Genomic DNA, 24639 nt, shown 5'->3' on the forward strand with positions numbered 1-24639 from the left:
TGCGTGCCGTTCGGATGCAGCGAGCAGCTGCGCCGACGACGGCGTCGACGCAGCTGCCCTCAGAGGACACGGTGGTGTGGTGCCTCAGTTGCAGTTCAGGTTTGTCCGGACACTCAATTGCCCACCTTGTCGGTGGAGTTGATCGCCGATGCCGTCGCGACGGACGGGGCGGGGAGTGTCTTCTTACGCGTTGCGGCAGAGACCGCCAGCGTGACCGCGACGTTCAGGACGAGCGCGATGATGCCGACGTTGAGGTCCTTGACCGCCTGGGGCAGGAAGGGGAGCAGGGTGCCGATGGTGACGCCGGTGAGGGTGACGGCGGCGACCGTCGCCACGCCGGTGAGGATGCCGGCCGCGGCGCCCTGCTTGGTGACTTCGGGACGGCGCAGGAGGCTGCCGAGCACTGCCGGGAAGAGCTGGGTCACCAAGGCGTATCCCATGAGGAGCAGGGAGACGAGGGAGCTGCCGCCGTTGAAGGTGAAGTACAGGGAGACCAGGGCGAGTACCGGGACGAGCACCTTCGCCAGTCCTGCGACCTGCGCGTCGCTGGTGGCCGGCCGAGCGACGCGGTAGACGTTCTTGGCCAGGCAGGTCGCCGAGGTCATCAGCAGGAGGGAGCCGGGTACGAGAGCGGTCAGGAGGCCGGCTCCGCCGACGATGCCCACGAGCCAGGGCGGGAAGGTCGCGGTGGTGATGCGCAGCAGGGAGAGGTCGGCGTCGGCGCCCTTCAGGCCGGGCACGACGAGGATCGCGGCGAAGCCCGCGAAGAAGACGAACAGCAGCACCAGTTGGTAGAGCGGCATGAAGATCGCGTTGCGGCGGAAGACCTTCTCGTTCTGTGCGGTGTAGCTGGCGCTGAAGGTGTGCGGCCACATGTAGAAGCCGATGGCCGACAGCAGCACCGTGGACGCGAACCATGAGGCGCTCATCCCGCTGGAGGGCAGCGTGAGGAAGTCCGGCTTCGCGTGGTCGACGGCGTGGAACATGTTCCCGAGGCCGTCGAAGTAGTGCAGGGGCAGGTAGAGGCCCAGGAACAGCACGACCGCGAGGATCACGATGTCCTTGAGCAGCGCGGTCCATGCCGACCCGTGGATGCCGGAGATCGTCACGTACGCGGTCAGCGCGATGGTGCCGAGGACGATGGCCCAGTGTGAGGAGATGTGGCCGTAGGAGGCCACGGAGACGATGATGCCCAGCCCTTTGAGCTGCAGAACGAGGTAGGGGATCATGGCGCTGACGCCGACGAGCGCGACGATGCTGCCCAGCAGCGGGCTCTTGAACTTGGCCACGAAGAAGTCGGACTGCGAGATCAGCCGGTGTTCCTTGGCGTAGCGCCAGATCGGTGGCAGCAGCCAGTACGACAGCACGTAGGCCAGCGAGGCGTAGCAGAGGATGTAGTAGGCGGGCGCGCCCTTTCCGTAGGCCCAGCCCGAGGCGCCGAGGAACGTGAACGTCGTGTAGATCTCGCCGGCCAGCAGCAGGAAGACGAAGATCGTGCCGAAGCCGCGGCCACCTACCGACCACTGCTCCAGGTCCATGTCCTTGCCGCGCCGGGCGCGCAATCCCAGGGCGATGGATGCGGCGAGGAAGACGAAAATGACGGCGAGGGCGGTCATGTCGTGGGCTCCTCGCGGTTGGCGGGGTCGAGCCGGTAGATGACGGCCATGGTCGCCGAGATCAGGACGACCCACAGGACCAGCCAGAAGAGGATGAACGGCATCCCCAGGATGTACGGCGTCACCCGGTTGGCGAAGAAGATGCCGCCCAGGATCCCCACGAACGGGATCGTGCCGAGCAGATACAGGCGTTTCATGGGGGACGAGCCTCCTCAAGCGGCCGCGGCAGGCCGCAGGAACGTGTGGCAGGACCGCGAAGCAGTGGCGGTCGAGGTGGGCCGTGTGCCGGCGCCCGCGGATGGAGCGGGGAGCTGCCGGCGGCGCATGCGCGGGAATGGGCGCACGTGACCCTCGGGATCCAGAAGCTGAGGCGCGAGGAGTGGTAGCGTCACTTCTGCAATGTGGAATTACGTTTCCACTTCCATGGATTCAACGTTCCGCTCATGGGATTGTCAATGAATCCGGAGGAAATCCGCGAATATTGACATTTCGTTGAAATTCTCGACAGCGGGACATGTAGGGGTAATGGTGTCCTGAGCGGCCAATGCCCGGGACAGAAGTGATCTACGGATACATTCCGGCATGATCCGGTTGCAGCCGGCCCCAGGGCCGGGCCGGACATCGTCGGCACGTCCGGCGTACGGCCGATTCCGGGAGGCGGCGGAGTCCGACAGGCGACGGAGGCCGAATGCACAGGAACGGGCACCAGGCAGCCCACACTGCCCCGCGGCGGGCCCACCGTCTCCGGCTGGACCGGCGCAGCCTGGCCGTCCAGCTGCTGTGGGTGCAGCTGGGGCTCGTCGTCGTCCTTGTCGGCGTCGCGTTCTGGGCGCTGGTGCTCCAGTCGCGAACGGACATCATGCGCGAGGCGGAGAACCGTTCACGGGCGGTCGCCGAAGCGTTCGCCCAGGCACCGGGACTGGTGCAGGCCCTGGACGGGCGTGATCCCACCGCCGCCCTGCAGACCCGGGCCGAGGAGGCCCGCCGCAAGACCGGTGTCGACGCGGTCGTCGTGTTCAGCCCGCAGGGAATCCGCTACACGCACCCCGATCCGAACCTGATCGGCAAGCACGTGTCCGGCCCGTACAAACCCGCCCTCACGGACGGGACGTTCACCCGCACCTTCGAGGCCAGTACCGGCGTCACCGTCATCTCGATCGCACCGGTCACCCGCGACGACGGTTCGGTGGCCGGGCTGGTCTCGGTGGGGATCACCGTCAAGCGGCTGCAGAGCATGGAGGCCGCCCAGCTGCCGATGCTGCTGGGCGGCGCCGCCGGCGCGCTGCTCCTTTCGGCAGCCACCACCGTTCTGGTCGCCCGACGGCTGCGTCGACAGACCCGCGGCATGGGGCCGATCGAGCTGACGCGGATGTACGAGCACCACGACGCGGTGCTGCACGCGGTCCGCGAGGGTGTCCTGATCATGGACGCCGACCATCGGCTGTTGCTGGCGAACGACGAGGCGCGACGCCTGCTGGACCTGGGCCCCGGCCGGGAGGGGGAGCTGGTGACGGACCTGGGAATGGACCAGCAGACCGTCGACCTGCTGACCCGCAACGGCGCGGTCTCCGACGCCGTCGGCCTGGCCGGCGACAGACTGCTGGCGATCAACATCCGGCCCACCGACGCGTCCGGCGGCCCGGCGGGCAGTGTGGCCACCCTGCGCGACACCACGGAGCTGCGCGCGCTCTCGGGCCACGCCGAAGCCGCCCGGGAGCGACTGCGGCTGCTCCACGACGCCGGGGCCCGGGTCGGGACCACTTTGGACGTGCGCAGGACAGCCCAGGAGATGGCCGAGGTGGCCGTACCCCGCTTCGCCGATGTCGTCAGCGTCGAACTCGCGGATCGGGTCATGCGGGGCGACGAGCCGACGGTCCCGGGCGACCCGCTGCGGCGCACGGCGGTCAGCGTGGGCAGGCCACGCGGACACGCGAAGCCCGAGGGCACCGCACCGGAGGGCGAGGACACCTTCCCGGTGGACGAGCGGGTCACCTACTCCTTGCCCGCCCCGCAGGCCCAGGCGATGCAGACCCATCAGGCGGTGTTCGACCCCCATCTGGCGGAGCTGGAGGGGTGGCTGGAGGGCTCCGGGCGCGCCGCCCGGGTCCGGGAGCTGGGCCTGAGATCTCTGATCGCCGTGCCCGTCCGGGCTCGGGGTGTGGTGCTGGGAGTGGCCAACTTCTGGCGCTACCAGGATTCCGATCCGTTCGACGAGGACGACCTCTCCCTGGCCGAGGAGCTCGTGGGCCGGGCGGGCGTCAGCATCGACAACGCCCGTCGGTTCACCCGAGAGCACACCACCGCCGTGACGCTGCAACGCAGTCTGCTGCCCGGGGCGCTGCCGCACCAGGAAGCGGTGGAGGCGGCGTACCGCTACCTGCCGGCCCACACCGAAGGGGCCGGGGTGGGCGGCGACTGGTTCGACGTCATCCCCCTTCCCGGCGCGCGGGTCGCGCTGGTCGTCGGAGATGTCGTCGGGCACAGCCTGCACGCGGCCGCCACGATGGGCCGGCTGCAAACCGCCGTCCAGAGCTTCTCCGCCCTGGACCTGCCCCCTGATGAACTCCTCGGCTGCCTCGACGAACTGGTCACCAAGATCGACGACAACGTCGGACCGGAGGCCGCCCAGATCTCCGGAGCGACCTGTCTGTATGTCATCTACGATCCGGCCTCGGGGCACTGCACCATCGCGACCAACGGCCACCCCGGGCCCGCGATCGTCCGGCCCGACGGCACGGTCTCCTTCCCCGAGATCCCTGTCTCACCGCCGCTCGGGCTCGGCGGCGAACCGTTCGAGAAGGCCGAACTGGACCTGCCCGAAGGGAGCCGGCTCGTCCTGTTCACCAACGGCCTGGTCGCCGACCGGAACCGCGACATCGACACCGGGCTGCAGCAACTGCGCCAGGCGCTGACCGGGCTGCCGGACCGCACACCTGAGGACACCTGCCAGGGCGTCCTGGACGCGGTGCTGCCGCCCCACCCGACCGATGACATCGCCCTGCTCGTCGCCCGCACCCAACGGCTGGACGCGGAGGACATCGCCGAGTGGGAGGTCGAACGCGATCCGTCCGCCGTCGCCCGGATCCGAACCGAGGCGGCCGACCGGCTGGCCGCGTGGGGCCTGGAAGAGGTGGGCTCCGCGACCGAACTGATCCTCAGTGAGCTGGTCACCAATGCGATCCGCTACAGCACGGGCCCCATCAAGGTCCGGCTGATGCGTACCCGCACCCTCATCTGCGAGGTGGCCGACGGCAGTACCACCGCCCCGCACCTGCGCCGCGCCGCGACGACGGACGAGGGCGGCCGCGGGCTCTACCTCGTCTCCCGGTTCGCTCAACGCTGGGGTACGCGATACCTGGACCGAGGAAAGATCGTCTGGACCGAACAGTCCCTCGTCGCCGACGCCCTGCCCATGAACGGCGTCACGGACGAGACCTTGCTGGATCAGTGGGACGACTCGGGCTGGTGACGACCGGACCCGACCGCTCATCGCCGGGTGAGCGACAGGGGATGACGTCACGGCTCTTGGCGACTGACACTGACCACCCGTCGGAGTGACGCCCGCCAGCTGATGCCGCAAATGACCCACCACCCCCTGGGCATGCCCGGAGTGGGATTCCGTGCGGGCGGCCTCCTCTACGGAGGGCCCTCCAGGCCAGGTGCGGTGCCCTGGCCTAGAGTTCGGGTGTGCCGTCATACAGCATTGGTCAGGCAGCGAGGCTGCTGGGCGTGAGTTCGGAGACCGTTCGCCGGTGGGCGGACAGCGGGCGGCTCGGCATGGACCGGGACGGCTCGGGGAACCGGGTGATCGACGGGGTGAGCCTGGCGGCGTTCGCGAAGGAGCGGGCCACCGGCACGCATCCGGTGCCGGACGCCGTGCCCACCTCCGTACGCAACTCCTTCGTCGGGATCGTCACCGCGGTGCGCTCCGACGAGGTGGCCGCGCACGTCGAGATCCAGTCCGGTCCGCACCGGCTGGTCTCCCTGGTGACCCGGGAGTCCGTCGACGAACTCGGGATCGTCGTCGGCGTCACCGTCACGGCAAGGGCGAAGTCGACGAACGTCCACATCGACCTTTCCTGACCAGCGGGGACGCATCGGCGGCAGAGAAGCCCGGCACCCAGGGTTGGCCTTGTGGCAGTCGCCGACCCCTGCCGGGCCGACGCAGAAACGTAGGGAAATGGCTCAACGCCTCGGTCCGGGCCGCGGCGCCCGACCGCCACTTTGATTACTGTCGTGCCGCGCGAGAGGAAGCCGTGGCCCGTCATAATTGCTCCATGGGAAAGAGCTACGACCGGATATCCGGCAGGCTGCGTACCTTCATCGAGGCGCAGCACATCTTTTTCACCGCGACGGCGCCACTGGACGGCGGGGGCACGGTCAACCTCTCGCCAAAGGGCTTGAACGGCTCCTTCGCCGTGCTCGATGAACTCACCGTGGCCTACCTCGACTTCGCCGGCAGCAACGCGGAGACGATCGCCCATCTGCGCGAGAACGGCCGCATCACCCTGATGTGGTGTGCCTTCGACGGGCCGCCCAACATCGTGCGCGTGCACGGCCGGGGAGAGCCGGTCTTCCGGGACGACGCGCGATGGTCGAAGCTGATGGGGTACTTCCCGGACATCGATCCGACCCTGCACGGTCTGCGCGCGATCATCGTCGTGACCGCAGAGAGCATCCGCGACACCTGCGGATACGCCGTCCCGTGGATGACCTATGACGAGGACCGCCCGCTGCACGCGTCGCGCTTCGCGCGCGAGACCGATGAAACGCTCGACGGGTACTTCCAGAAGAAGGAGCACATCGCGACGAGCATCGACGGCCTGCCGGGGCTGCCGCTACCACTGCCACCGCTCCCGTCCACCGAATAGCCCCGGCCTCCGGGGCCTGAACCAGGGCGGTCCCTCGACTTCGCCCATTCCCGCCGGCGGGGTGAACACCGTACGGACGGGATGCGCCAAACCGTCCCTTGGCCCAGGTCAGCCCTCGCAGACCATGCCGGGGCGGAGGGGGACGCCGTTGGTGCGGAGTACGTCGCGGACGTGGAGGATCAGCGGGAACACCTCTTGGTTGCGGTCCTCTCCCTGCTCGTCCCAGGCTCGCTGCTCGGCCTCGACGGCCATCCGGTCCTCGGCGAAAACCCGCTCGGTGAAGCGCCGGATGAAAGGCCAGGCGAGATTGAGGGCCCCGGGGATCGGAGGTTTCGCAATCATCAGCAGACCGTAGGCGTGGTTGGTGCGCTGCTCGGCGTCCTCGGGCACGTAGGCCACCCAGAGGGAGAACGCGGGCAGCTCGGCATTCTCCGGGACCGCTTGCAGGGTCTGGTAGGGATACTGCGTACGGACCGTGATGACATCGGGCGATGAGCGGCCGCGCACCCCTTCGGCGGACAGCAGACCGGCGCCGCGGTCCTTCTTCCCGCCGGCCGGGACGAACAGGTACCGGGCCTCCACGAAGTGCGGGCCGGTGTCGTACCCGAGGAGTTCGGGCCGGATTCTGCCGAGGACCCCTCGGTGGAGGAACTGGTGGTTCATGTCGAGCAGGTTTTCGTGCATGAACGAGTAGTGGCAGCGAACGGTGCGCGAAAACGTCATGGTCTTGTGCCTGGCCGAATCGAACTCCGGCAGCTCGGGCAACGGTGTCGAGTCCGCCTTCTGCGGATCGCCCGGGAACACGAAGACAAGACCGTACGCTTCGCGGACCGGATAGGCGCGCACACCACGTGGCGGCCGGTCCACGCCCTTGGGCAGATAGGGAATCTGCGAGATGCGGCCGTTCCCTCGGTAGGCCCAGGCGTGATAGCAGCAGCGCAGCGCCTCACCGTCCACGACGCCTATGCTCAGCGGCACCTGACGATGGGCGCACCGGTCCTCCAGCGCATAGACCGCGCCGCCCTCACCGCGATACAAGGCGATCCGCTCACCTGCGAAGACAGCTGCGAAGGTGCCCTTCTTCGGCACGCTGCCCGACCGAGCGACCGGGTACCAGAAATCCGGGTGGATACCCGTACGCCGGAGGTCGGCGCCCGCCCCGGAACGGTGGTCCGGCAACGGGGACGGCCCCTTCGCCGCCCCGGCCGCGATCGCCGCCTCGCTTCCGGGTTGAGCATCAGTCATGTGTGCTGCTCCCTTGCAGGCAGGTTCGGTGAGACGGAGCCCACGGTGCGCCAGACGTCCGCCGATGTGGCAGGCGGTCACTTCTGTCTGACATCGCCGGAGGACGAGCCCGCAGCCTCACTCTCGCTCGCTCTGTGGATCCCCTGGAAGCGCGCCGATCAGGCTCCGCCCGAAGAGTGACAAGGCGGTGCGGCATGTCGAAGGAGTGATCGCGCCTGGCCAGGACGGCTGTGGCGGATTCGTGCCCGGCGCCATGATTGCGTCCCTCCACGGCAAGGAGTCGAACGCCACGGGAGGACGGTGCCGGGATCGGGCTCGACCAACCGGAGCCAATTTGCGGGCTCCTCGGTTACGCCGTCCCGCCGCACGCTCCTGGCTGCGTACGAACGCCTTCCGCTGCCGAGGCGGTGCATCAATTGATCACCATCACGTGAAGTCCCAGGATCCCCCCGGAGCCTGGGGCCTCACGTCTGTCGGCTTCTTCGCCGCGTTCGGGGCGGCCCGGCAGAACGACGGTGGCCGGTTCCACTCCAGGGGTTGGCGATGTGCGAAGGCGCGGCGGACCAACCTCCGTGTGTGGAAGGGCGGTTCGCGCCCCGGAGCCGTGGTGCGGCCTGGCCTTCAGGGCAGCATGTGGCCCGCGTGGGCGAGGTTGTGTGCCGTGGTCAGGAGGGCGTGGATCTGGGGGCCGGCCTGGTCGATGTCGGTCACGGGTGTCTGGAAGGGCAGCCGGATGTCTTGGTGGGTGTGCGGGTATTCGAGGCGCAGGGTCATGCCGTAGCGGTCGATCGCCACCGGGAGGGCGCGCAGAACGCCGCTGTCCGGGTGGGGGTGGACGAGGCGCAGCAGCAGGGGGACGAGCTCGCTGTGGTCGTCGAGGAGGTGGGTCAGCATGGCCGCTTCGCTGGTGGCGATGGGGTCGAGTTCGGTCGCCTCCAGGTCGTGGAGGGTGACGTAGGCGGATCCGTGGGCGTCTTCGAGGACGGCCTGGCCGAACTCCATGCAGGTGCTCTGGGTGGATTCCGTGCTGTAGGGGGCGGCCAGAAGCCCGGTCAGGGTGACGCGGGCACGTACCCGGTCGCGGACGGGCGCGGGCGTGATGTCGGTGAGCTCCAGCCGGACGGGGAGGTGTGTCGCCGTTTGGGCATCGCCGTCCTCGGACGGTGCGTGCAGGTGGAAGTGGCCCATCGCCCCCGTCCCTTCGAGGCGACGCACCTCGGTGTGGTGCCCGTCGCTCACCACTGTCATGGAGTGGGCAGCAGCGAGGATCGACCGGACGCGCTCGGCGGCAGACGGTGTGGCGGCGCGGTTTTGGAAGGGAGGCATTCCGGATTCTCCAGGCATGAGTAGGGGAGGCGCGCAGCAACGCAAGGTCACTTAGGTAAGGCTAACCTAATCAAGTGTGGAGGTGTCCTGCAAGGCATCCGGAACGCCGACGAGCGACTGAGTCGCCGGCCTCGTAGCGCCGGCCCTTCCGCCTGTGTGCGGATGGGTTCCTTAAGGGGGCTTCAGGGTTTCAGGTTGTGTTCAGGTTGGGTTCGGCAGTGTGGTGGTTGTCGGTGAGGGCGCAGGAGGTCCGCCGGCGGAAGTAGACCGCATCTCGATCTGGAGGTATGTCCTCATGAAGGCCACCGTCAAGCGCACTCTTGCCCCTCGTGCCGTTGTTCTCGCCACGGCTGCTGCCGTTGCCCTTGTCGGCGGGGCGGGTGCCGCGACTGCTTTCGCGGGTGACGACGGCCCGGCTCCGCAGTCCTCGGTTCAGCTCTCGAAGGGTGAGCGTGGGCTGGGTGACACTGCCAAGGACCGGGCGCAGGTCCAGGGTGACGAGGTCGGTCAGTCCCAGGCCACGGCGAAGGCTTTGAAGGCTGTGGCCGGCACTGCGACGTCGGCGGAGCTGGACAGCGCGGACCGTAATGGTTCCCTGGTCTGGGAGGTCGGTGTCCTCGGGAAGGATCACAAGAATCACGAGGTCATCGTCGATGCCGGCAATGGCAAGGTTCTGAGCCAGCATGCCGATCGTGACGACGATGCCGCTCAGGGTGCTGCTGAGGCGCAGGCTTTGGTCAAGGGGGCGAAGGTCGGTCACGGCAAGGCGACTGCTGCGGCGCTCAAGGCTGTCCCGGGCACGGTCGTCTCCTACGGTCTGGATGACAACGACCGTAACGGCTCGACGGTGTGGGAGGTCGATGTCCTTGGTAAGGACCACAAGAGCCATGACGTCACCATCGACGCCGCCTCGGGCAAGGTCCTCAACCAGCACATCGACCAGGACGACCACAACGGTCAGGGTGACAACGACGGCGACGACGACTGATCAGGCTCCAGGGTGTCCGCCTGACGCCGCCACAGCCCGAGGGGGCCGCACCGCCACTGCCCGGCGGACGCGGCCCCCTCGCCCGTTCCGGACGGGGTCCGCTGCCGCACCCCGCGGCATGCTGCCGTGTCCGTTGGGGACGTGCGCGGTCCCCGCACCCGCTGACGGTTGGCGTGCCTGAGGGGGCGCCAGGAGTCAGGCGAGCCAGTCGGTGTAGCGGGTGGGGGCGAGGTGGGCGTCCTTGTCGGTGAGGACATCGCCCTTGATGGCCGCGAACATGCCGGCGGTGGGGTCGATGGTGACGGTGCGCTTGTCGCCCTTGCGGGACAGGGTGATCCGGCCCAGCTCGTCCAGGGTGAAGATCTCGGGGCCGGCGATGTTGCGGATGGCTCCCAGCGGGGTGCCCGCGGCGACCTGTGTCACCTCGTTCGCCACGTCCTTGGCTGCGATCGGCTGGATCGGCGTGGCGGGCAACCGGACGGTGTCGCCGTCCGCGGTCCAGGACAGGACGGCGTCCATGAACTCCATGAATTGCGTCGCCCGAACGATGGAGTAGGGGATCGGCCCGGCCGCGAGCAGCTGCTCCTGGAGCAGCTTGGCCCGGTAGTAGTCCAGCTCCGGCACCTGGTCGACGCCGACGATCGAGAGGATGACGAAGTGGCCGACGCCGCCCTTGTGGGCCGCGGCCAGAAGGTTCTCCATCGAGGTGCGGAAGAAGGCCGGGGAGGCTTCGTCGAAAGTCGGGGAGTTCGTCAGGTTGACGACGGCGTCGGCTCCCGCCACGGCTTCCTCCAGCCCCTGGCCGCTGATGACGTCGACTCCGGTGGACTGCGAGTGCGGTACCGCCTCGTGCCCGGCGGCGTTCAGGTTCCTGACGACCTGCGACCCGATCAGTCCGGTCCCGCCGATGACTGCGAACTTCATGACGTGCCTTTCGTTGGGGGCATGTGTGCAACATGGCACATGAGCCATGTGTGGGCGCGGCAAGAAACGGCGCCCTGGCCGGTTGGAGGCGGGCGGTGTCAGCAGCCGTCGACGAACGTGACCGTCTCGTCGAGCGGCGCCCGCCCCGTGCGTGCGTCACCCGCCGTGCCGTCCTCGAACCCCATCGACATGCCGCAGAAGAGGATGAGTTCGTCGGGCGGTGACAGGACCTCCGCGACGGACGTGTGAAACTTCGCCCACGCCATCTGCGGGCAACTGTGCAGCCCTTCGGCGCGCAGCAGCAGCATGACGGTTTGCAGATACATGCCGACGTCGGACCACTGCGGCCCGCCCAGTTCCGGGTCGATGTAGCAGAACAGGGCCGCGGGCGCGCCGAAGCATTGCCAGTTCGCGGAAGCGGCCCTCTGGCGCGCCTCTATGTCCTCGCGCGCGATCCCGAGCGAACCGTAGCGCTGCTCGCCGAAGGCGGCTCGGCGCTCGCGGTACGGGGACTTCAGGGCGGTCGGGTACTGCTCGTACTCCGGCTCGTCCCAGGAGTCGCCGGCAGCCAGACGCTCGCCGGCCCGCTTCTTGAGCTCTGCCAGCGGGTCGCCGGTCAGCACGTAGGCGTGCCACGGCTGGAGGTTCGATCCGGACGGCGCCCATGCCGCTGCGGACAGTACGCGCTCAAGCGCCTGCCGGGGGACGGGCCGGTCGGTGAACCCGCGCACCGCACGTCGGGTCGTGACCGCCTCGTAGACGTCCATGATCGCCTGCCTCCTCGACCGCTCAACAGCTCATTCCGTTACGCACGAGATAGTATCACTCGATACTGTCTCGTGTTTAACTATCTTCGAGTGTTGATCCTCGGCCCTTGGTTCCCGCCTCGGGCGCGATTCTTTGGAGAAGGTCATGGCCACACTGCTGCACATCGATTCGTCCGTGTTTTCCGGCGAGGCGTCCTCGTCCCGAGCGGTCACGGCCGCCTTCCGTAAGGCGTGGGAGGGGCGGCACCCGGAGGGCGTGGTCATCTACCGCGATGTCGCCGCCGACCCTGTCCCGCACATCACTGCTGACGCCTGGTCCGCCGGTTACGCCGCCCCCTCCGAGCGCACTGCGCAGCAGTCCGCCGCGTTCGCCGCGCGCGTGACGCTCATTGAGGAGCTGGAGCGGGCGGATGTCGTCCTGATCGGCGCGCCCATGTACAACTTCTCGATCCCGTCGACCCTCAAGGCGTGGGTCGACAGCGTCCTCCTGCTCGGTCGCACCGCGGGCGAGGCCCCCTCTGCCCAAGGCACCCCGGCCGTCGTCGTCGCCAGCCGCGGCGGCTCCTACGCGCCGGGGACCCCGCGCGAAGGCTACGACTTCGTGCAGAACTACCTGGAAGCCGTCCTCAAGGACACTCTCGGCCTGCAGCTCGACCACATCGTCCCGGAACTCACCATGGCTCCTCGCAGCGCGGCCATGTCCGAACTGATCCCCCTCTATGAAGCATCCCGCGAGCGTGCGTTCGAGGCGGCGGTCGCCAAGGCCGAGGAACTCGCGGAGCGCCTCGCCGCGTGATCCCGCGGGGGTGATGGGCGCGCCGCCGGTCGCGCGGCGGCGCGGCGCGCCTACGCGGTAACAACCGCCGCGCGGACGGGCTTACGCCTCGACGCCCGCGGGATGGGCGAACCGGGTCAGTAGATCCGCCAACTGCTCGGGCTCGCCGGGCTTCAGTTCGGCAACGAGACGCTCGGTCAGCGGCTCCGCCGCCACGTGGGCCGCGTCGAAAAGCTCCAGGCCCTCAGGCGTGATCTCCACCGCCCGCGCCCGTCGGTCCCCCGGGACGGCCTTGCGTGCGGCCAGCCCCTTGCGCTCCAGGTCGTCCACGACTCGCATGATTCCTGCCTTGTCCGACCCCGTCGCCGTCGCCAAGTCCCGCTGCATCGTGGGCCCTTGGTTGACCAACTCGATCAGCACGGCGAAGTGCCGCAACTCGATGCCGAGCGGCTTAAGGGCCTCTGCCATCACCGCGGCCGCATGCCAGTGGGCCCGACGCAAGAGCAGGCCGAGAGCGAAGGGCGATGCGTCTCCCGGGCGGTCGGTCGCACGGGAGGCAGGGGTTCGGTGAGGAGCGTCGGCGGCCATGAAGCCACAGTACAGTCACCGTTTGTTCGATACCGTATCGATTGAAACCAGATATTCCCGCGGCCGAGGAAGACCGACCGAACAGTCCACCGGCCTTCGGAGCCGGGCGGCTTCAGGGGTGTGCAATCAGGTCAGTCGATCTCGCCGCTTTCACGGAGGAGCTCGGAGTCGACATGGGGCGCCCGTGAGGAGCTTGCCTTGCGCTCAACAGGGACGCAGGCCTCCCCGTCGTCCTTCAGGAGCTTTTCGAGATCCTCGACCCGGAGGTAACAGTCACCGTCGACGCCCCAGTCCCGCCCCCAGGAATTACGCAGCCGCACGACCGGCGTGGTGCCGCGGCTCCCGTTGAGCCGTGCCTTGAGTGAGACACCGCGCACGAGGATCGCATGGCCCCCAAAGTCACCCGGGGACACCTCAAGCAACCCGTTGGGGGCCGGCTGGAACATGGAGTTGTACCACTTGATACCGATCACGACGGGGCCGAAGTAGCCCAGTGTGCGCAGCACGTCGTCCACTCCGAAAGCCCAGCGGTACTCGTCCATGTATCCGCGTGCGGATACCGCCTTGGCTCCGGCGAGCACCGAGGTGCCGTCGTAGTCCTCCCCGGGCCACTCGTCGACCTTCTGCGCTTCGCGATAGACACCGCGCGCGAAGGAATCGTTCACTCCCGGCACCTCGACCGGGGTGGCGATCAGCTCGTGGGACCAGGCGAATCCGACGCAGGCCCCTTCGTTGCCCTGGTCCAGCCAGGAGGGGCAGGCCCAGCCTGCGGAGCGCAGGGGAGCGCGCTCGGTGACCATCTCTCGGATGGGGAAATTCCGGCTGCGCTCGTCGAACTGCGGAATGCGATCGAGCCGCCGGTCGATGGTCGTGTTGCCATTTTTCAATCGGTTGCCGGCCATCGTTTCTCCTCGGTTCGGTCCCCTTCCTCAGCTGACGCTGCTGCGGGACGCGGCGCACCTTGGAAGGCAGGATTCCCGTGCAAACGGGGTAACCGGTGGTGCCGCCACGGATGAGGGTGCCGGGAGGCAGGGGCCGGACCTGAGGTTTTCGACCCCGGATCCTGGTGGGAGCCCTCCTGGGCTTCTCGGTCACGCGTCGTCGCCGCGGCCGCCCTGGCCAGATGTGCCGGACCACGCCGCAGACAGCACCTCGTCGACCGGACCGTGGCGCACACAGCGGCCGCCGTCGAACAGCGCGGCCTCGTCGGTCAGTGCCCGTACCGCGGGCAGGTCGTGGCTGATGAACAGCAGGGCGGTATCTGCCGGGGCGAGCAGGCGGGGCAGCGTGTCGATGACCCGCTGCCGGGATACGGTGTCCAGCGCCGACGTCACCTCGTCGCACACCAGCAGTGCCGGATGTGCCGTCAGTGCCCGCACCAGCGCACAGCGCTGGAGCTGGCCGCCGGAGAGCCGGTCCGGGGTCCGGTGCAGCAGCGCCTCGTCGAGCCCCAGCGAACCGGCGGTCCCGATCGCCTCGGCTGTCGCATCATCGCCCCGCAAACCTCGCAACAGTCGTGCGGTGTCTGCGAGTTGACCGAGGACCGGGCGATGGTTCTCGAATGAGCCGGCGCTGTTCTGGTGCACGTACTGGATGGCGCGGCGCTGCGCGGCCGTGCGCCGGTCGATGCGGCGGGGGAGTGGACGGTCGTCGAACCGCACCTCGCCCTCGGACGGCGTGGTGAGCCCGGCCAGCACCCGGGCGAACGTCGTCTTGCCCGAGCCGGAGGGGCCGAGCAGAGCGACCCTGCCACCGGGCGGGAACGCCATCGATACCGTGCCGGTGAGCGGATCGCCGGACCTGCGGCGCACGACGATCCCCGTGGCGGCGACCCCGCCGCGGCCTTCCGCAGCCGGGCCGATCGTGTCCGGGCCCGCTTCCTTGCCCGCGTCGCCGGGACGTTCCGCGGCGAGCAGTTCCCGGGTGGTGCGATGGCGGACGGCTGGGGGAGGCGTGACGATGGGCACCGGACCGCCGGCACCCAGGACGTCCGCCGCCGGCCCGTCGTCCACGGCCCTGCCCTGCTCCAGCACAATGACCCGGTCGGCCGTCTCTCGCACCAGCTGCAGATCGTGACTGAGCAGCAGCACGCCCGCCCCGTCGTCCGCGAGGTTCCGCACCGTACGGCCCAGGGCGTACGCGAGTGCCGGGTCCAGGCCACTTGTCGGCTCGTCCAGCACCAGCAGCCCGGCCCCGGTCACCATGGTGGAGGCGAGCGCCAGACGCTGCTGCTGACCGCCGGAGAGCTGGTGCGGGAACCGACGGCGGACGGTCTCCCACTCCAGGCCGGAGGCTGTCAGTGCCTCTCGCGCCGCGCGTTTTTGTGCGGCCCGTCCCCGATGCCCGAGGGCGGCCAGCTCCGTCAGCGCGCCGCCGGCCCGGCGGACCGGATCCAGGACGCTCTCCGGATGCTGCGGCAGATGCGCGGCCCGGCCCGCCCGGGCCGCGGGACGCCCGGCAGGTGGCAGGAGCAGGAGGTCCGTGCCCGCCAGCAGGACGCGTCCGGCCAGCCGCACGCCGCTTCGGGAGGCACCGAGCACCGCCAGGCCGAGCGTCGTCTTGCCGCTGCCCGACGGACCGACGACGGCAGTGACGGCGCCCGCCGGAACGGTCAGTCCGACCCGGTCCAGCAGTGGGCGCTCCGCCCCGTCGGCATGCGCGGAGACCTCAGGGACGTCCAGCAGTGGCAGGTGTGCGGAGCCGGTCACCGGCCTCTCCTCTTCCGTGCGAGGGTTCGGTCCACGAGCAGGTTGCCTCCGATGCACAGCGCCGTCAGCAGGCCGGCGGGCACCAGCACAGCAGCGGGCTGGGTGAACAGTGCGTCGCTGTTGCGCTCGATGAGGACGGCCCAGTCCGGCGACGACGCGGGCAACCCCAGGCCGAGGAAGTTGGCGGACGCCAGTAGGTAGAGCACCACGGAGAACCTGCCGCCCGCGTCGGTGGCCAGGGGAGCGGCCAGTTCCCGTGCCAGATGCCGAAGATGGATGTACGCCCAGCCGCGCCCCTGCATCCGCAGTGCCTCGACGACCGTCCGGCTGCCCGGCGCCAGCGCGGCGCCGCGTACCAGGCGTGTCACGGCAGGGACTTGCAGCACCCCGGCGACCGTCACCAGCCAGTACCAGTTGCGGTGTCCCGTCGCGGCCAAGGTCATCAGCACCAGCAGTCCGGGGAAGGCGAGCAACAGGTCCAGCCCGCGCATCACCGTCTCGTCGAGGCCGCGCCGGGGGCCGGCGGCCAGCAGCCCCAGCGGCACCCCCGCGGCCATGCCGACCAGCAGCGCGCCAAGGGCGCTGCACAGCACCGAAGCGCCGCCGTGCAGCACGAGCCACAGCACATCGCGGCCCAGGACGTCCGTACCGAGCGGATGACCCGCGCCGGGCGGCTGCGACGGCAGCGCACCCTCCGCCGACGGCACGGCCCCCGCCACCCACGGCCCCGACAACGCTGCGACCACCGGCACTCCGAGCAGCACCAACGCCGTCCACGGACGGCGAGGCCGGTAGGCGCCTGCGGCGCCGGCCTTCTCCCGCAAGGTCACGCCGTCACCTCCCGGCGCGGTGCCAGCCGATGGGCGGCCAGGTCACCGGCGAGGTTCACCGCGACGGCGGTGCCGGCGAACAGCAGCGCGTACGTCTGCACCTGGGGAAGGTCCCGGTTCTGCACCGCCTCGACGAAACCGCTGCCCAGCCCGTGGAAGCCGAACACGGATTCCACCAGTACGGCGCCGCCCAGCAGCCCCTCCACGCAGCGGGCGAACTGCTGTGTGGCGGGGCCCAGGGCGTTGGGCAGCACATGGCGCAGCACCACCGTCCGCTCCCGCATCCCCAGCAGCCGAAGGTGCTCGGCAACGGCGCCGTACCGCTCCGCCGCCACTCCGACGCGAATCTGCCGGGCCAGGTCACAGAGATGACGAGCCGTCAGGACGATGACGGGCAGCACCAGTACGGCAGGTTGCGCCACCAGCGCGGCGGTGTCCATGCCGACGGCGGTGGCCGGCAGCAGCCCGGCCGTCAGCGAGACCGAGGCGACCAGCAGCAGTCCGAGCACGAACTCCGGTACGGCGTGCAGCAGAAGGGCGGCGGTGTTCAGCGTCCGGTCGACGCGACTGCCCTCCCGCAGCCCCGAAACCGTGCCCAGCAGCGGAGCCAGAACCGTCACCAGCACCAGTGCCGGTATCCCCAGCAGCAGCGTCACCCCGAAGCGACGGCCGACGTCGTCGCCCACCGGCAGCCCGGTGGTCAGGGAAGTGCCGAGGTCACCGGTGAAGAGGTCGCCGAGCCAGTGTCCGAAGCGGGTCCAGGCCGGCTCGTCCAGCCCCAACTGCCTTCGCAGCGCCACCACCTGTTCGGGAGTACCGAGTTCGCCGCGGAGCACGTCGGCCGTGTCTCCGGGCAGCAGCGACCCCACGGCGAACACAGCGACCAGTACCACCAGGCACTGAATGACTGCCAGTAGTGAGCGCCGCAGGACGTAGGCGCACACCTCAGCCCACGCGGACCCGGTCGAACCGGGCCCAGTCGTGCGAGTTCGGCGGTGCGGCGCGCAGTCCGCGGACGGACGGGCCGATGGCGTCGTTGGCGTCGGAGAACGCCCACACCAGCAGCCCGGACCCGTCGCGGGCGATCTTCTGGGCGCGCGCGAGCAGGGCCAGCCGTCCTTGCTCGTCCCGGGTGGTACGGGCGCGTTCCAGCAACGCGTCGAAATCCTTCGAGGCGTACTGCGTCTGGTTGCGGGCAGCTCCGCCGCGGACCCGCTGCTGGAGGAAGTCGGATACGGGCAGCGTGGAGGTGGTGTTGAAGGCGGCGACGCCCTTCGTCTTGATCTCGCTGAAGTAGGTGCTGGAGGCACGGGTGTTGGAGGTGAGCCTCAGCCCCACCTCGCGCAGCTGGCGTGCCATCAGGTCCGCGGCAGGCTCCCATGCGGCGTCGACGGAGCTGGTCTCCACGGTGATCTCCAGCCCGTTCGCGCCGGCCTCCTTCACGAGCCTGCGCGCCTTGCCGATGTCCCGCTCGCGGGGTTTGAGGTCGTCCGGGTAGCCGCGCAGGCCCATGCCGAACAGGTCGTTCCCCGGCTCGCCGTGCCCGGCGAGGGCGACACGCACCAACGCCTCCCGGTCGAGCCCGAGTTGCACGGCCCGCACCAGCCGGGGGTCGTCGAACGGCTTTCGGCCGGTCCGCAGCACCAACTGCTGGGCGGTGGCCCGTTCCGCGGTCAGCAGCCGCGTCGAGCCCTCCTTCTTCAGCCGTTCCACGGAGGCGCCGGCCATGTCGGATATGTAGTGGACCTGTCCGGACAGCAGGGCGTTGAGCCGCGCCGACTCCTCGTTCGCGGGGACGATCTCCAACTCGGCGATGTGCGGGGCGCCGTCCCAGTGGTCCGCCCAGCGCCGGTAGCGGGCGGTACCGCCGGGCGTGAAGGAGACGTAGGTGAAGGGGCCGGAGCCGACGGGCGTGCGGAAGTCCTTCGTACCGTCGGGGATGATCTCGGTGCCCGGGCCGGCGAGGACGCTGGGGAACTCGAAGTTCGGCGCCTTCAGCACGAAGACGACGGACCGCTCGCCGTCGGCTTTTCCGGCGTCGAAGTCGATCGCGGAGAGCAGCTGTTGCGAGGGGGAGCCGGTGTCGGGGTCGGCGGCACGGCGGTAGCTGTAGAGGACGTCCTTTGCCGTCACCGGTCTGCCGTCGTGGAACTCCGCCTTGCGCAGCCGTACGCGCCACCGGGTGCCGGAGGCGTCGCTCTCCCAGGACTCCGCGAGCCGCCCGCGGACGGACATGTCGGCCGCGTAGGTGCCCAGCGTGTCGTAGAGGGCCTTGGCCCGGGCCTGGTCGACGAAGTTCGGGGCGACGTGGGGGTCGAGGGTCTCCTGGGATCCCCCGGCGGTGAACGCGGCGCGGAACCGGTCGCTGCCTCCGCCGTCCCTCGTGTCCCCGCCGCAGCCTGTGAGCAGGCCGGACGCGGCCAGCGCCAGGGAGCCTCCGGCGGCCAGCACCCCTCGTCTGCCGAGTTCGGGCCGTACCGGCTCCGTCCGGGCATGCGTCGTCACAATCGATCCTCTCCGGGGTGTCCTCGCCCCTGCTGTCGGACCGGCGACGGGTCAGTCTCCTGGCTCCCGGATCGTCACTCGCCTCCGCCTTCCCATCCGCGTCCGCGGACAGTGACATGCGGGAGGTTCGCTCCTCGGTCACAGTGGCGGGACCGCGCCGGAATCACACCGGCTTCCTGGTCCCCGTCGCCTCGTGCACTCATTCTGGCGCACGGACAGGGGAACCGGGGCCCAGGGGTCGTTCCCCGCAGGACCCGGGACGAACGAGTTGAAGCGGCTGGAGGGGCTGTCGGGGCGGCGCCGTGTGGGCTCGGCGATGTGAACGGCCGGCTCAGTGCCCGTGGGCAGGGTTCGGACGTCGGAGGTGCACAAGAAGGCTTGCAAAGAGGGTTCCGGAGTGGTCAGTTCAGTCGGGAAGGGGGGCCGGCACTTCGGCGGGGTGGTGGGGACCGAGGAAGACGGCCACTCCCTGCCCTCCGGGTGCGGGGTGGGTGGCCTGGCGCCAGCCGAGTCGCCGGTAGAAGGCGACGGCGCGTTCGGCGCGTACGGAGGTGAGCAGCCACGAGCGGCCGTGTGCCGTCTCGGCGTGCAGCGCATCCAGCAGGCAGGCACCCAGGCCACTGCCGCGCGCCTGTGTGTGCACGGCCAGTTCGTCGATTTCCTGGGCGCCGCACAGCCAGGCAGTGGTGCGTGCGGCACCCAGAGCGGCGGCCGCCTGCGGGTAGCAACGGGTGGTGGGGAAGGGGGCGGGAGTTGTCCAGGCGGTCGCGAACCCGAGCACGGTGCCCTCGTCGAGTGCGAGCGCGGCCCGGAACCCGGGGCGTCGCACATCGTCGGCCAGTCGCAACAGGTACCCGTCGGCCGGGGTCGGACCTTCCGCCCACGGAGGCCCGCCGAAGGCATCGGCATATACGGTGCGAATGCCGTCGGCGTACGACTCCAGCTGTCGGCCGGATACAGCGCGGACCACGCCGGCCATCAGGACACCTTCACGGGGACCTTGCGGGCGACCGGGTGCAGCGCGGCGTACTCCAAGGGCGCTGACGGATCGATCGAGACGTTCAGCGGTGCGGGCTCGGCGCCCGCCCGGACCAGGAGATCCCCGATAGCGGCGATCATCGCGCCATTGTCCGTGCACAGCTTCAGCGGCGGCACGCGCAGGGTGACTCCGGCGGCCGCGCAGCGCTCCTCCGCCAGCGCCCGGACCCGGGAGTTGGCCGCCACCCCGCCGACCACGACCAGGGTGCCCACGCCGTGCGCGGTGCAGGCGGCCACTGCCTTGCGGGTCAGCACATCGGCGACCGCCTCCTGGAGCGAGGCGGCACCGTCGGCCACCGGCAGGACCTGTCCCCGATGCCGCTCCGCCCACCGTGCCGCGGCGGTCTTCAGCCCCGAGAACGAGAAGCCGTACGGATCATCCCGCGGCCCGGTGAGTGGCCGGGGGAAGGCGACGGCGCGGGCGTCGCCCTCGCGCGCGGCCCGGTCGATGGCCGGACCGCCGGGATAGGGCAGCCCGAAGACCCGGGCGACCTTGTCGAAGCATTCGCCGGCCGCGTCGTCGAGCGTGTCGCCGAGGTGCACGATCGGATCCCGGGCCAGATCGCGTACGAGCAGCAGCGAGGTGTGCCCGCCGGAGACGATCAGCACCATGCAGGGGTCGGGCAGCGGACCGTGCTCCAGGGTGTCGGCGGCGACATGCCCCGCCAAGTGGTGCACGCCGTAGAGCGGGACGCCCAGCGCATACGCCAGCCCCTTCGCGCCGGCCAGTCCGACCTGAAGGGCGCCCGACAGCCCCGGACCGGTCGTCACCGCGACCGCCCCGATGTCGGACATCCCCAGTCCGGCCTGCTCCAGCGCCTGCCGGACGACCGGATTGAGCGCCTGGACATGGGCGCGGGACGCGATCTCCGGCACCACTCCACCGAACCGGGCGTGCTCGTCCATACTCGACGCCACCGCATGCCCCAGCAGCCGGCCGTCCTGCACGAGCCCGGCCCCCGTCTCGTCACAGGACGACTCAATGCCCAGCACCACGGGCGTCCCACGCATGCCCTTCTCCTCTCGCACCGCGCCCAGACTAATTGCACCAAAATTGTTATTGCGAACAGTATGCAATAAGCCCGGGCGGTCCCTCGGGCGGGGAGTGGGCCCTGAGGGCAGGGGAAAGCTGCGGCGGTGAGACACAGGGATGCCGGCGGGGCGAGCGCAGGCTTCAGTGCTCAGGGAGCGCGCCGCGCACCGCGTGGTGCACGGAGCGGGCCAGGCGGGCACCCCACAGCGAGCGTGGCCCCGCGAAGGCATGGACCTCGTCTCCCGGCCCTGCGGTACGAGGACCTTGGCCTCCGTGGCGGTGGCGACCGCGTTGACCAGGGCCGAGTCCGAAAGCGGCACGGGCAGCGCGGCGATGATGTTGATCGTGCCCGGCTCCAAGGGCACGGGTATGCCCTGCGCCGGCGAGGCGGCCCAGCCGCGAATCCTGACTCCTGCGGTCGCAACGGCCTCGGTTCCGCCGTCCTCCGCGTGGACGTACGCCTGGACGTCCGCAGCGGTCATCAGCCCGACGCCGGTGCCGTGCGCTCCTGCCTCGCCCGCCAGCTGTTTCAGGTGCCGGGCGGGGTCGGTGCGCCGATAGCCGTGGGCGACTTGGGCGTTGAGAACCCAGGCCCGTTCCCCGATGCCGCCGCCGAGCACCGCGCTGCTGATCATTCGCCAACCGGGCCCGGCCGACCACATCAGCGCCTGTAGCTGTTCCCCGTCCTCGATCCGACTCAGCTGCCGCACCGGCATGAGAACGGCAGTACGCGGCGGCGGGATGGTGGCGGTCACCGGACTGAACTCCTCGGGGGCGAAGGCTGCCCGATCGTACTCGGCGGACCTCACCTCACCCGCCGCCTGCACCGGGTTCCGCTACGTCCCGGCCGATCGCGGGGCGATCTCAGATCGGGCGGAAGCCTGTCGGCGGTCGAGTCGGCCCCCTCCGGTGCAGGGGTCGGAACACCGGAGGGGGCCGGAGCCGATCATGACCGGCCGCGCCCTTGGTCAGGGGGAGCCGTCATGTGCCGGTGGGCTCAGCGGCGGTTCCAGCCGGCGTGCTTCCTCTCCATGTTGTGGTGCTTGCCGCCCCACTTGTCATCGTGCTTCTTGCCCCAGTGGTGGCCGGAGCCGTTGACGCAGGTATTGCCGAACGCCGGGTTCAGCGCCCCGAGCGCACTGACGCTGTTGCCGCACACGTTGACCGGGATGTGCACCGGGACCTGGGTGACGTTGCCTGAGAGCACTCCCGGGGACCCGGCAGCGACGCCGTGCGCGCCGCTGTCGGCGGAGGCGATCGACGCGCCACCCAGGACTGTGGTGGCGGCGAAGGCGGCAAGAGCGGTGAACCGCACGATCCGTGACATAGCGAAATGCCTTTCCGGTCGAGTGGGAAGCGGCGATGCTGCCGCTTCCCGTCATGCCGCATTCGGGGCCGGCAGCGGGAAGGTTGGTTCATGGACGGGCGATTCACCCGATCGGACGCGATGGCGCAGGAGCGGGGCATGCCGGGCGCTGCTTCAGCGCTCTGTGACGGAAAGGAGGCTCAGGCGCAGGTGGGGCGGCGGCGCGTCACAACACGTGATCGAGATCGCACGCAAAGAAATGGTTATTTGTGCGCTCCGGGCCCATCCGGGAGTGGAGTGGGCTCCGAATAAAGGGCAGTTGGAAAACGACAGCGGCTTCCGGTCTTCCGGAAGTCGTGCCGCCCCTCAGAACGCTCGGCGGCACCCAACCGCCCTCTTGGTCACCGCGACAAAGGTCTCGTCATGACTGCCACCCTCTCCACCAGCGCATCCATCTCTCCCGACACCCGGCACCCAGGCGTGGACGACCAGTGGCAATGCGCGTGCTGTTTCGCCGAGAGGCCGGAGGAGGTCTCGGCCACCCGCGATGCCACCCGCGGATTCTTCGATCAGGTGCACCCGGGAAACTCGGCCGACGTGGAAGCAGCGGCCCTTGTGGTGTCCGAACTCGTCACCAATGCCATTAGGCACGGTCATGGGCCCGGCACTCTCACCCTCACCGCGCACCCTGACGGGCTGGACATCACCGTGACCGACCCCAACCCCGAGCTTCCGCACGCACGCCGCCCCGATATCGAGAACGGGACCGGTGGTTTGGGCTGGTACCTCATCACCGCGGTGTGCGATGAACTCGATGCCGCCCCGAATCCGGGTGGTGGCAAGACCGTCCACGCTCATCTGCCCTGGGCGGTGGAGTCCTGGCGGGTCGGCGCGCCCGGATGAGGAGACGCAGGGTGGTGCGAAAGCCACTTGCGGAAGGGCCACCCCTCCTGAAGTTCGCCTTCAGGAGGGGTGGCCCTTTCGCACTTCGGGCCAGGGGCGCTGCGTACGGCATTCGGGCTCGCAGGCTCGGTTTCAGGCTTCGAACCGGTGAGGGCGCGGGCTCGGCTGTGTGTCGAGTGACCGGTCCTGTGGTGCGGTACGGGCAGTGGCGGCATCGGTGTCGGGCGGCAGGTCCGTGTCGAGGACATCCTCGCCGTACAGGTCCTGAACCCAGTTGGCCTGGTAGATGGTGTCGAGGTAGCGCTCACCGAGGTCCGGGGCGATGGCGACCGCCGTATGACCTCGTGTGCCGTGCCGGGCCAGCCAGTCGGTGGCGCCGCTGACGACCGTGCCGGTCGATCCGCCGAACACGAAGCCGCGTCGGGCCAGTCGATGGCACGCCCGGATGGTGTCCGCTTCCTCCACACGGACGACGTCATCCACGTAGGAGTCGTCGAGGAGCGGCGGCCGGACGCTCATGCCCAGGCCGGGAATCATCCTTCGTCCTGGTGCCCCGCCAAAGGTCACCGAGCCGACACTGTCAACGGCGATGATCTGCACCGGCCGGTGCCAATTCCGGAAGTAGCGTGCGCAGCCCATCAGGGTGCCCGTGGTTCCCGCACCGACGAACAGCAGGTCCAGTTGCGGGAAGGAGTGGGCGATGGCGGGAGCGGTCCTGCGGTAGTGCGCCATCCAGTTGCTCGGATTCGTGTACTGACTGAGCCATATGCACCGTGGGTCGGAGGCACACATGTCGCGGACGTACGCGAGTCGCGCGCCGAGGAATCCGCCGTTGCCCTCCTCGTCGGAGACCACGTGCACCTGGCTTCCCAGTGCCTCCATCATCAGCCTGGTTGTCAGATTGCAGCGGGAATCAGTGACGCACAGAAACTGGTATCCCTTGCTGGCCGCGATGATGCTCAGCGCCACGCCGAGGTTTCCGGACGAGGACTCGACCAGGATCGAATCCGACGTCAGGTCGCCGTTTCGTTCGGCGGACTCCACCATCTCGGTCGCGGCCTTCAGCTTGATCGAGCCGGCGAAGTTGAAGCCCTCGCATTTGAGGAAGAGCGAGTGCTCGAAAATCGGCCGGAGGTCGACGTAGAGCTCTTCCTCGTTGAATGCGTGGGGCTCGGTGATGACTGGCACGACGGTCTCCTCCTCTGCGGCAGAGCAC

Annotated in this window: 22 protein-coding genes, 1 pseudogene and 1 riboswitch; of the genes and pseudogenes, 6 read left to right on the top strand and 17 right to left on the bottom strand. The window is 69.5% G+C overall.

Going from position 1 to position 24639, the window contains the following annotated elements; translation table 11 throughout:
- Positions 1 to 113: 113 nt before the first annotated feature.
- Positions 114 to 1616 carry a sodium:solute symporter gene (locus QOM21_RS35685; RefSeq protein ID WP_407555237.1) on the bottom strand — a complete coding sequence of 501 codons (1503 nt, stop codon included), beginning with the start codon at positions 1614 to 1616 and terminating at the stop codon, positions 114 to 116.
- Positions 1613 to 1813, bottom strand: a complete 201-nt coding sequence (locus QOM21_RS35690; RefSeq protein WP_407555238.1) for a DUF3311 domain-containing protein — start codon at positions 1811 to 1813, stop codon at positions 1613 to 1615. Before QOM21_RS35690 ends, QOM21_RS35685 begins: the two co-directional genes overlap by 4 nt.
- 491 nt (positions 1814 to 2304) lie before the next feature.
- Here QOM21_RS35690 and QOM21_RS35695 point away from each other — a divergent pair, with 491 nt between their 5' ends.
- The 3 genes from QOM21_RS35695 (at position 2305) to QOM21_RS35705 (ending at position 6487) form a co-directional block, all read left to right on the top strand.
- Entirely contained in the window at positions 2305 to 5085 is a 2781-nt protein-coding gene (locus QOM21_RS35695) for a SpoIIE family protein phosphatase (RefSeq protein ID WP_407555239.1), read from the top strand.
- Between the two features lie 218 nt (positions 5086 to 5303).
- Complete coding sequence (locus QOM21_RS35700) at positions 5304 to 5699, top strand: molybdopterin-binding protein (RefSeq protein WP_407555240.1); 396 nt, start codon at positions 5304 to 5306, stop codon at positions 5697 to 5699.
- 194 nt (positions 5700 to 5893) lie between these two features.
- Complete coding sequence (locus QOM21_RS35705) at positions 5894 to 6487, top strand: pyridoxamine 5'-phosphate oxidase family protein (protein ID WP_407555241.1); 594 nt, start codon at positions 5894 to 5896, stop codon at positions 6485 to 6487.
- Between the two features lie 108 nt (positions 6488 to 6595).
- Here QOM21_RS35705 and QOM21_RS35710 read toward each other — a convergent pair whose 3' ends face one another.
- Positions 6596 to 7732 carry a Rieske 2Fe-2S domain-containing protein gene (locus tag QOM21_RS35710; protein WP_407555242.1) on the bottom strand — a complete coding sequence of 379 codons (1137 nt, stop codon included), beginning with the start codon at positions 7730 to 7732 and terminating at the stop codon, positions 6596 to 6598.
- 621 nt (positions 7733 to 8353) lie between these two features.
- Positions 8354 to 9058 (bottom strand): DUF2470 domain-containing protein, encoded by a 705-nt coding sequence (locus tag QOM21_RS35715; RefSeq protein ID WP_407555243.1) that lies wholly within the window; start codon positions 9056 to 9058, stop codon positions 8354 to 8356.
- A 295-nt stretch (positions 9059 to 9353) separates the two neighbouring features.
- Here QOM21_RS35715 and QOM21_RS35720 point away from each other — a divergent pair, with 295 nt between their 5' ends.
- Positions 9354 to 10046, top strand: coding sequence for a PepSY domain-containing protein (locus tag QOM21_RS35720; RefSeq protein WP_407555244.1), 693 nt, complete (start codon positions 9354 to 9356; stop codon positions 10044 to 10046).
- Positions 10047 to 10241: 195 nt separating this feature from the next.
- Here QOM21_RS35720 and QOM21_RS35725 read toward each other — a convergent pair whose 3' ends face one another.
- Together QOM21_RS35725 and QOM21_RS35730 are read right to left on the bottom strand one after the other, a co-directional pair.
- Positions 10242 to 10970: an SDR family oxidoreductase gene (locus QOM21_RS35725; RefSeq protein WP_407555245.1), complete on the bottom strand. Its 729-nt coding sequence runs from the start codon at positions 10968 to 10970 to the stop codon at positions 10242 to 10244.
- Between the two features lie 98 nt (positions 10971 to 11068).
- A complete protein-coding gene (locus QOM21_RS35730) occupies positions 11069 to 11737 on the bottom strand; it encodes a nitroreductase (RefSeq protein WP_407555246.1) in 669 nt (222 codons plus the stop codon).
- 145 nt (positions 11738 to 11882) lie between these two features.
- On the opposite strand from QOM21_RS35730, the gene QOM21_RS35735 reads away from it, so the two are divergent.
- Complete coding sequence (locus QOM21_RS35735; protein WP_407555247.1) at positions 11883 to 12533, top strand: FMN-dependent NADH-azoreductase; 651 nt, start codon at positions 11883 to 11885, stop codon at positions 12531 to 12533.
- 81 nt (positions 12534 to 12614) lie between these two features.
- On the opposite strand, the gene QOM21_RS35740 is transcribed toward QOM21_RS35735, so the two are convergent.
- The 10 genes and pseudogenes from QOM21_RS35740 to QOM21_RS35785 all read right to left on the bottom strand — a co-directional run bounded on the left by QOM21_RS35740 (position 12615) and on the right by QOM21_RS35785 (position 22541).
- Complete coding sequence (locus QOM21_RS35740; RefSeq protein WP_407555248.1) at positions 12615 to 12980, bottom strand: MarR family winged helix-turn-helix transcriptional regulator; 366 nt, start codon at positions 12978 to 12980, stop codon at positions 12615 to 12617.
- Between the two features lie 251 nt (positions 12981 to 13231).
- Positions 13232 to 14002 (bottom strand): hypothetical protein, encoded by a 771-nt coding sequence (locus QOM21_RS35745; protein WP_407555249.1) that lies wholly within the window; start codon positions 14000 to 14002, stop codon positions 13232 to 13234.
- Between the two features lie 189 nt (positions 14003 to 14191).
- On the bottom strand, positions 14192 to 15808 hold the full coding sequence (locus tag QOM21_RS35750) for an ABC transporter ATP-binding protein (protein ID WP_407555250.1): 1617 nt from the start codon (positions 15806 to 15808) through the stop codon (positions 14192 to 14194).
- Positions 15805 to 16638 (bottom strand): ABC transporter permease, encoded by an 834-nt coding sequence (locus QOM21_RS35755; RefSeq protein WP_407555251.1) that lies wholly within the window; start codon positions 16636 to 16638, stop codon positions 15805 to 15807. The genes QOM21_RS35750 and QOM21_RS35755 overlap by 4 nt, the downstream gene beginning before the upstream one ends.
- Entirely contained in the window at positions 16635 to 17582 is a 948-nt protein-coding gene (locus tag QOM21_RS35760; RefSeq protein ID WP_407555252.1) for an ABC transporter permease, read from the bottom strand. The genes QOM21_RS35755 and QOM21_RS35760 overlap by 4 nt, the downstream gene beginning before the upstream one ends.
- A gap of 1 nt (position 17583) precedes the next feature.
- Positions 17584 to 19143, bottom strand: a complete 1560-nt coding sequence (locus QOM21_RS35765) for an ABC transporter substrate-binding protein (protein ID WP_407555253.1) — start codon at positions 19141 to 19143, stop codon at positions 17584 to 17586.
- A gap of 52 nt (positions 19144 to 19195) precedes the next feature.
- Positions 19196 to 19324, bottom strand: a riboswitch (cobalamin riboswitch).
- Positions 19325 to 19549: 225 nt separating this feature from the next.
- Complete coding sequence (locus QOM21_RS35770) at positions 19550 to 20122, bottom strand: GNAT family N-acetyltransferase (protein WP_407555254.1); 573 nt, start codon at positions 20120 to 20122, stop codon at positions 19550 to 19552.
- Positions 20122 to 21192 (bottom strand): tRNA (adenosine(37)-N6)-threonylcarbamoyltransferase complex transferase subunit TsaD, encoded by a 1071-nt coding sequence (tsaD, locus tag QOM21_RS35775; protein ID WP_407555255.1) that lies wholly within the window; start codon positions 21190 to 21192, stop codon positions 20122 to 20124. Before tsaD ends, QOM21_RS35770 begins: the two co-directional genes overlap by 1 nt.
- Before the next feature lie 163 nt (positions 21193 to 21355).
- Positions 21356 to 21969: pseudogene (locus QOM21_RS35780) on the bottom strand (adenosylcobinamide amidohydrolase).
- Between the two features lie 242 nt (positions 21970 to 22211).
- A complete protein-coding gene (locus QOM21_RS35785; RefSeq protein WP_407555256.1) occupies positions 22212 to 22541 on the bottom strand; it encodes a chaplin in 330 nt (109 codons plus the stop codon).
- Positions 22542 to 22943: 402 nt separating this feature from the next.
- On the opposite strand from QOM21_RS35785, the gene QOM21_RS35790 reads away from it, so the two are divergent.
- Positions 22944 to 23423, top strand: coding sequence for an ATP-binding protein (locus QOM21_RS35790; RefSeq protein ID WP_407555257.1), 480 nt, complete (start codon positions 22944 to 22946; stop codon positions 23421 to 23423).
- Positions 23424 to 23555: 132 nt separating this feature from the next.
- Here the strand turns inward: QOM21_RS35790 and sbnA are convergent, their stop codons facing one another.
- The gene (gene sbnA / locus QOM21_RS35795) at positions 23556 to 24611 is read right to left on the bottom strand and encodes a 2,3-diaminopropionate biosynthesis protein SbnA (protein ID WP_407555258.1); all 1056 of its coding nucleotides are present in this window, start codon (positions 24609 to 24611) and stop codon (positions 23556 to 23558) included.
- Between the last annotated feature and the right edge of the window lie 28 nt (positions 24612 to 24639).

This window comes from Streptomyces sp. Pv4-95 (assembly GCF_045782725.1).
In the GTDB taxonomy this organism is placed as follows: domain Bacteria; phylum Actinomycetota; class Actinomycetes; order Streptomycetales; family Streptomycetaceae; genus Streptomyces.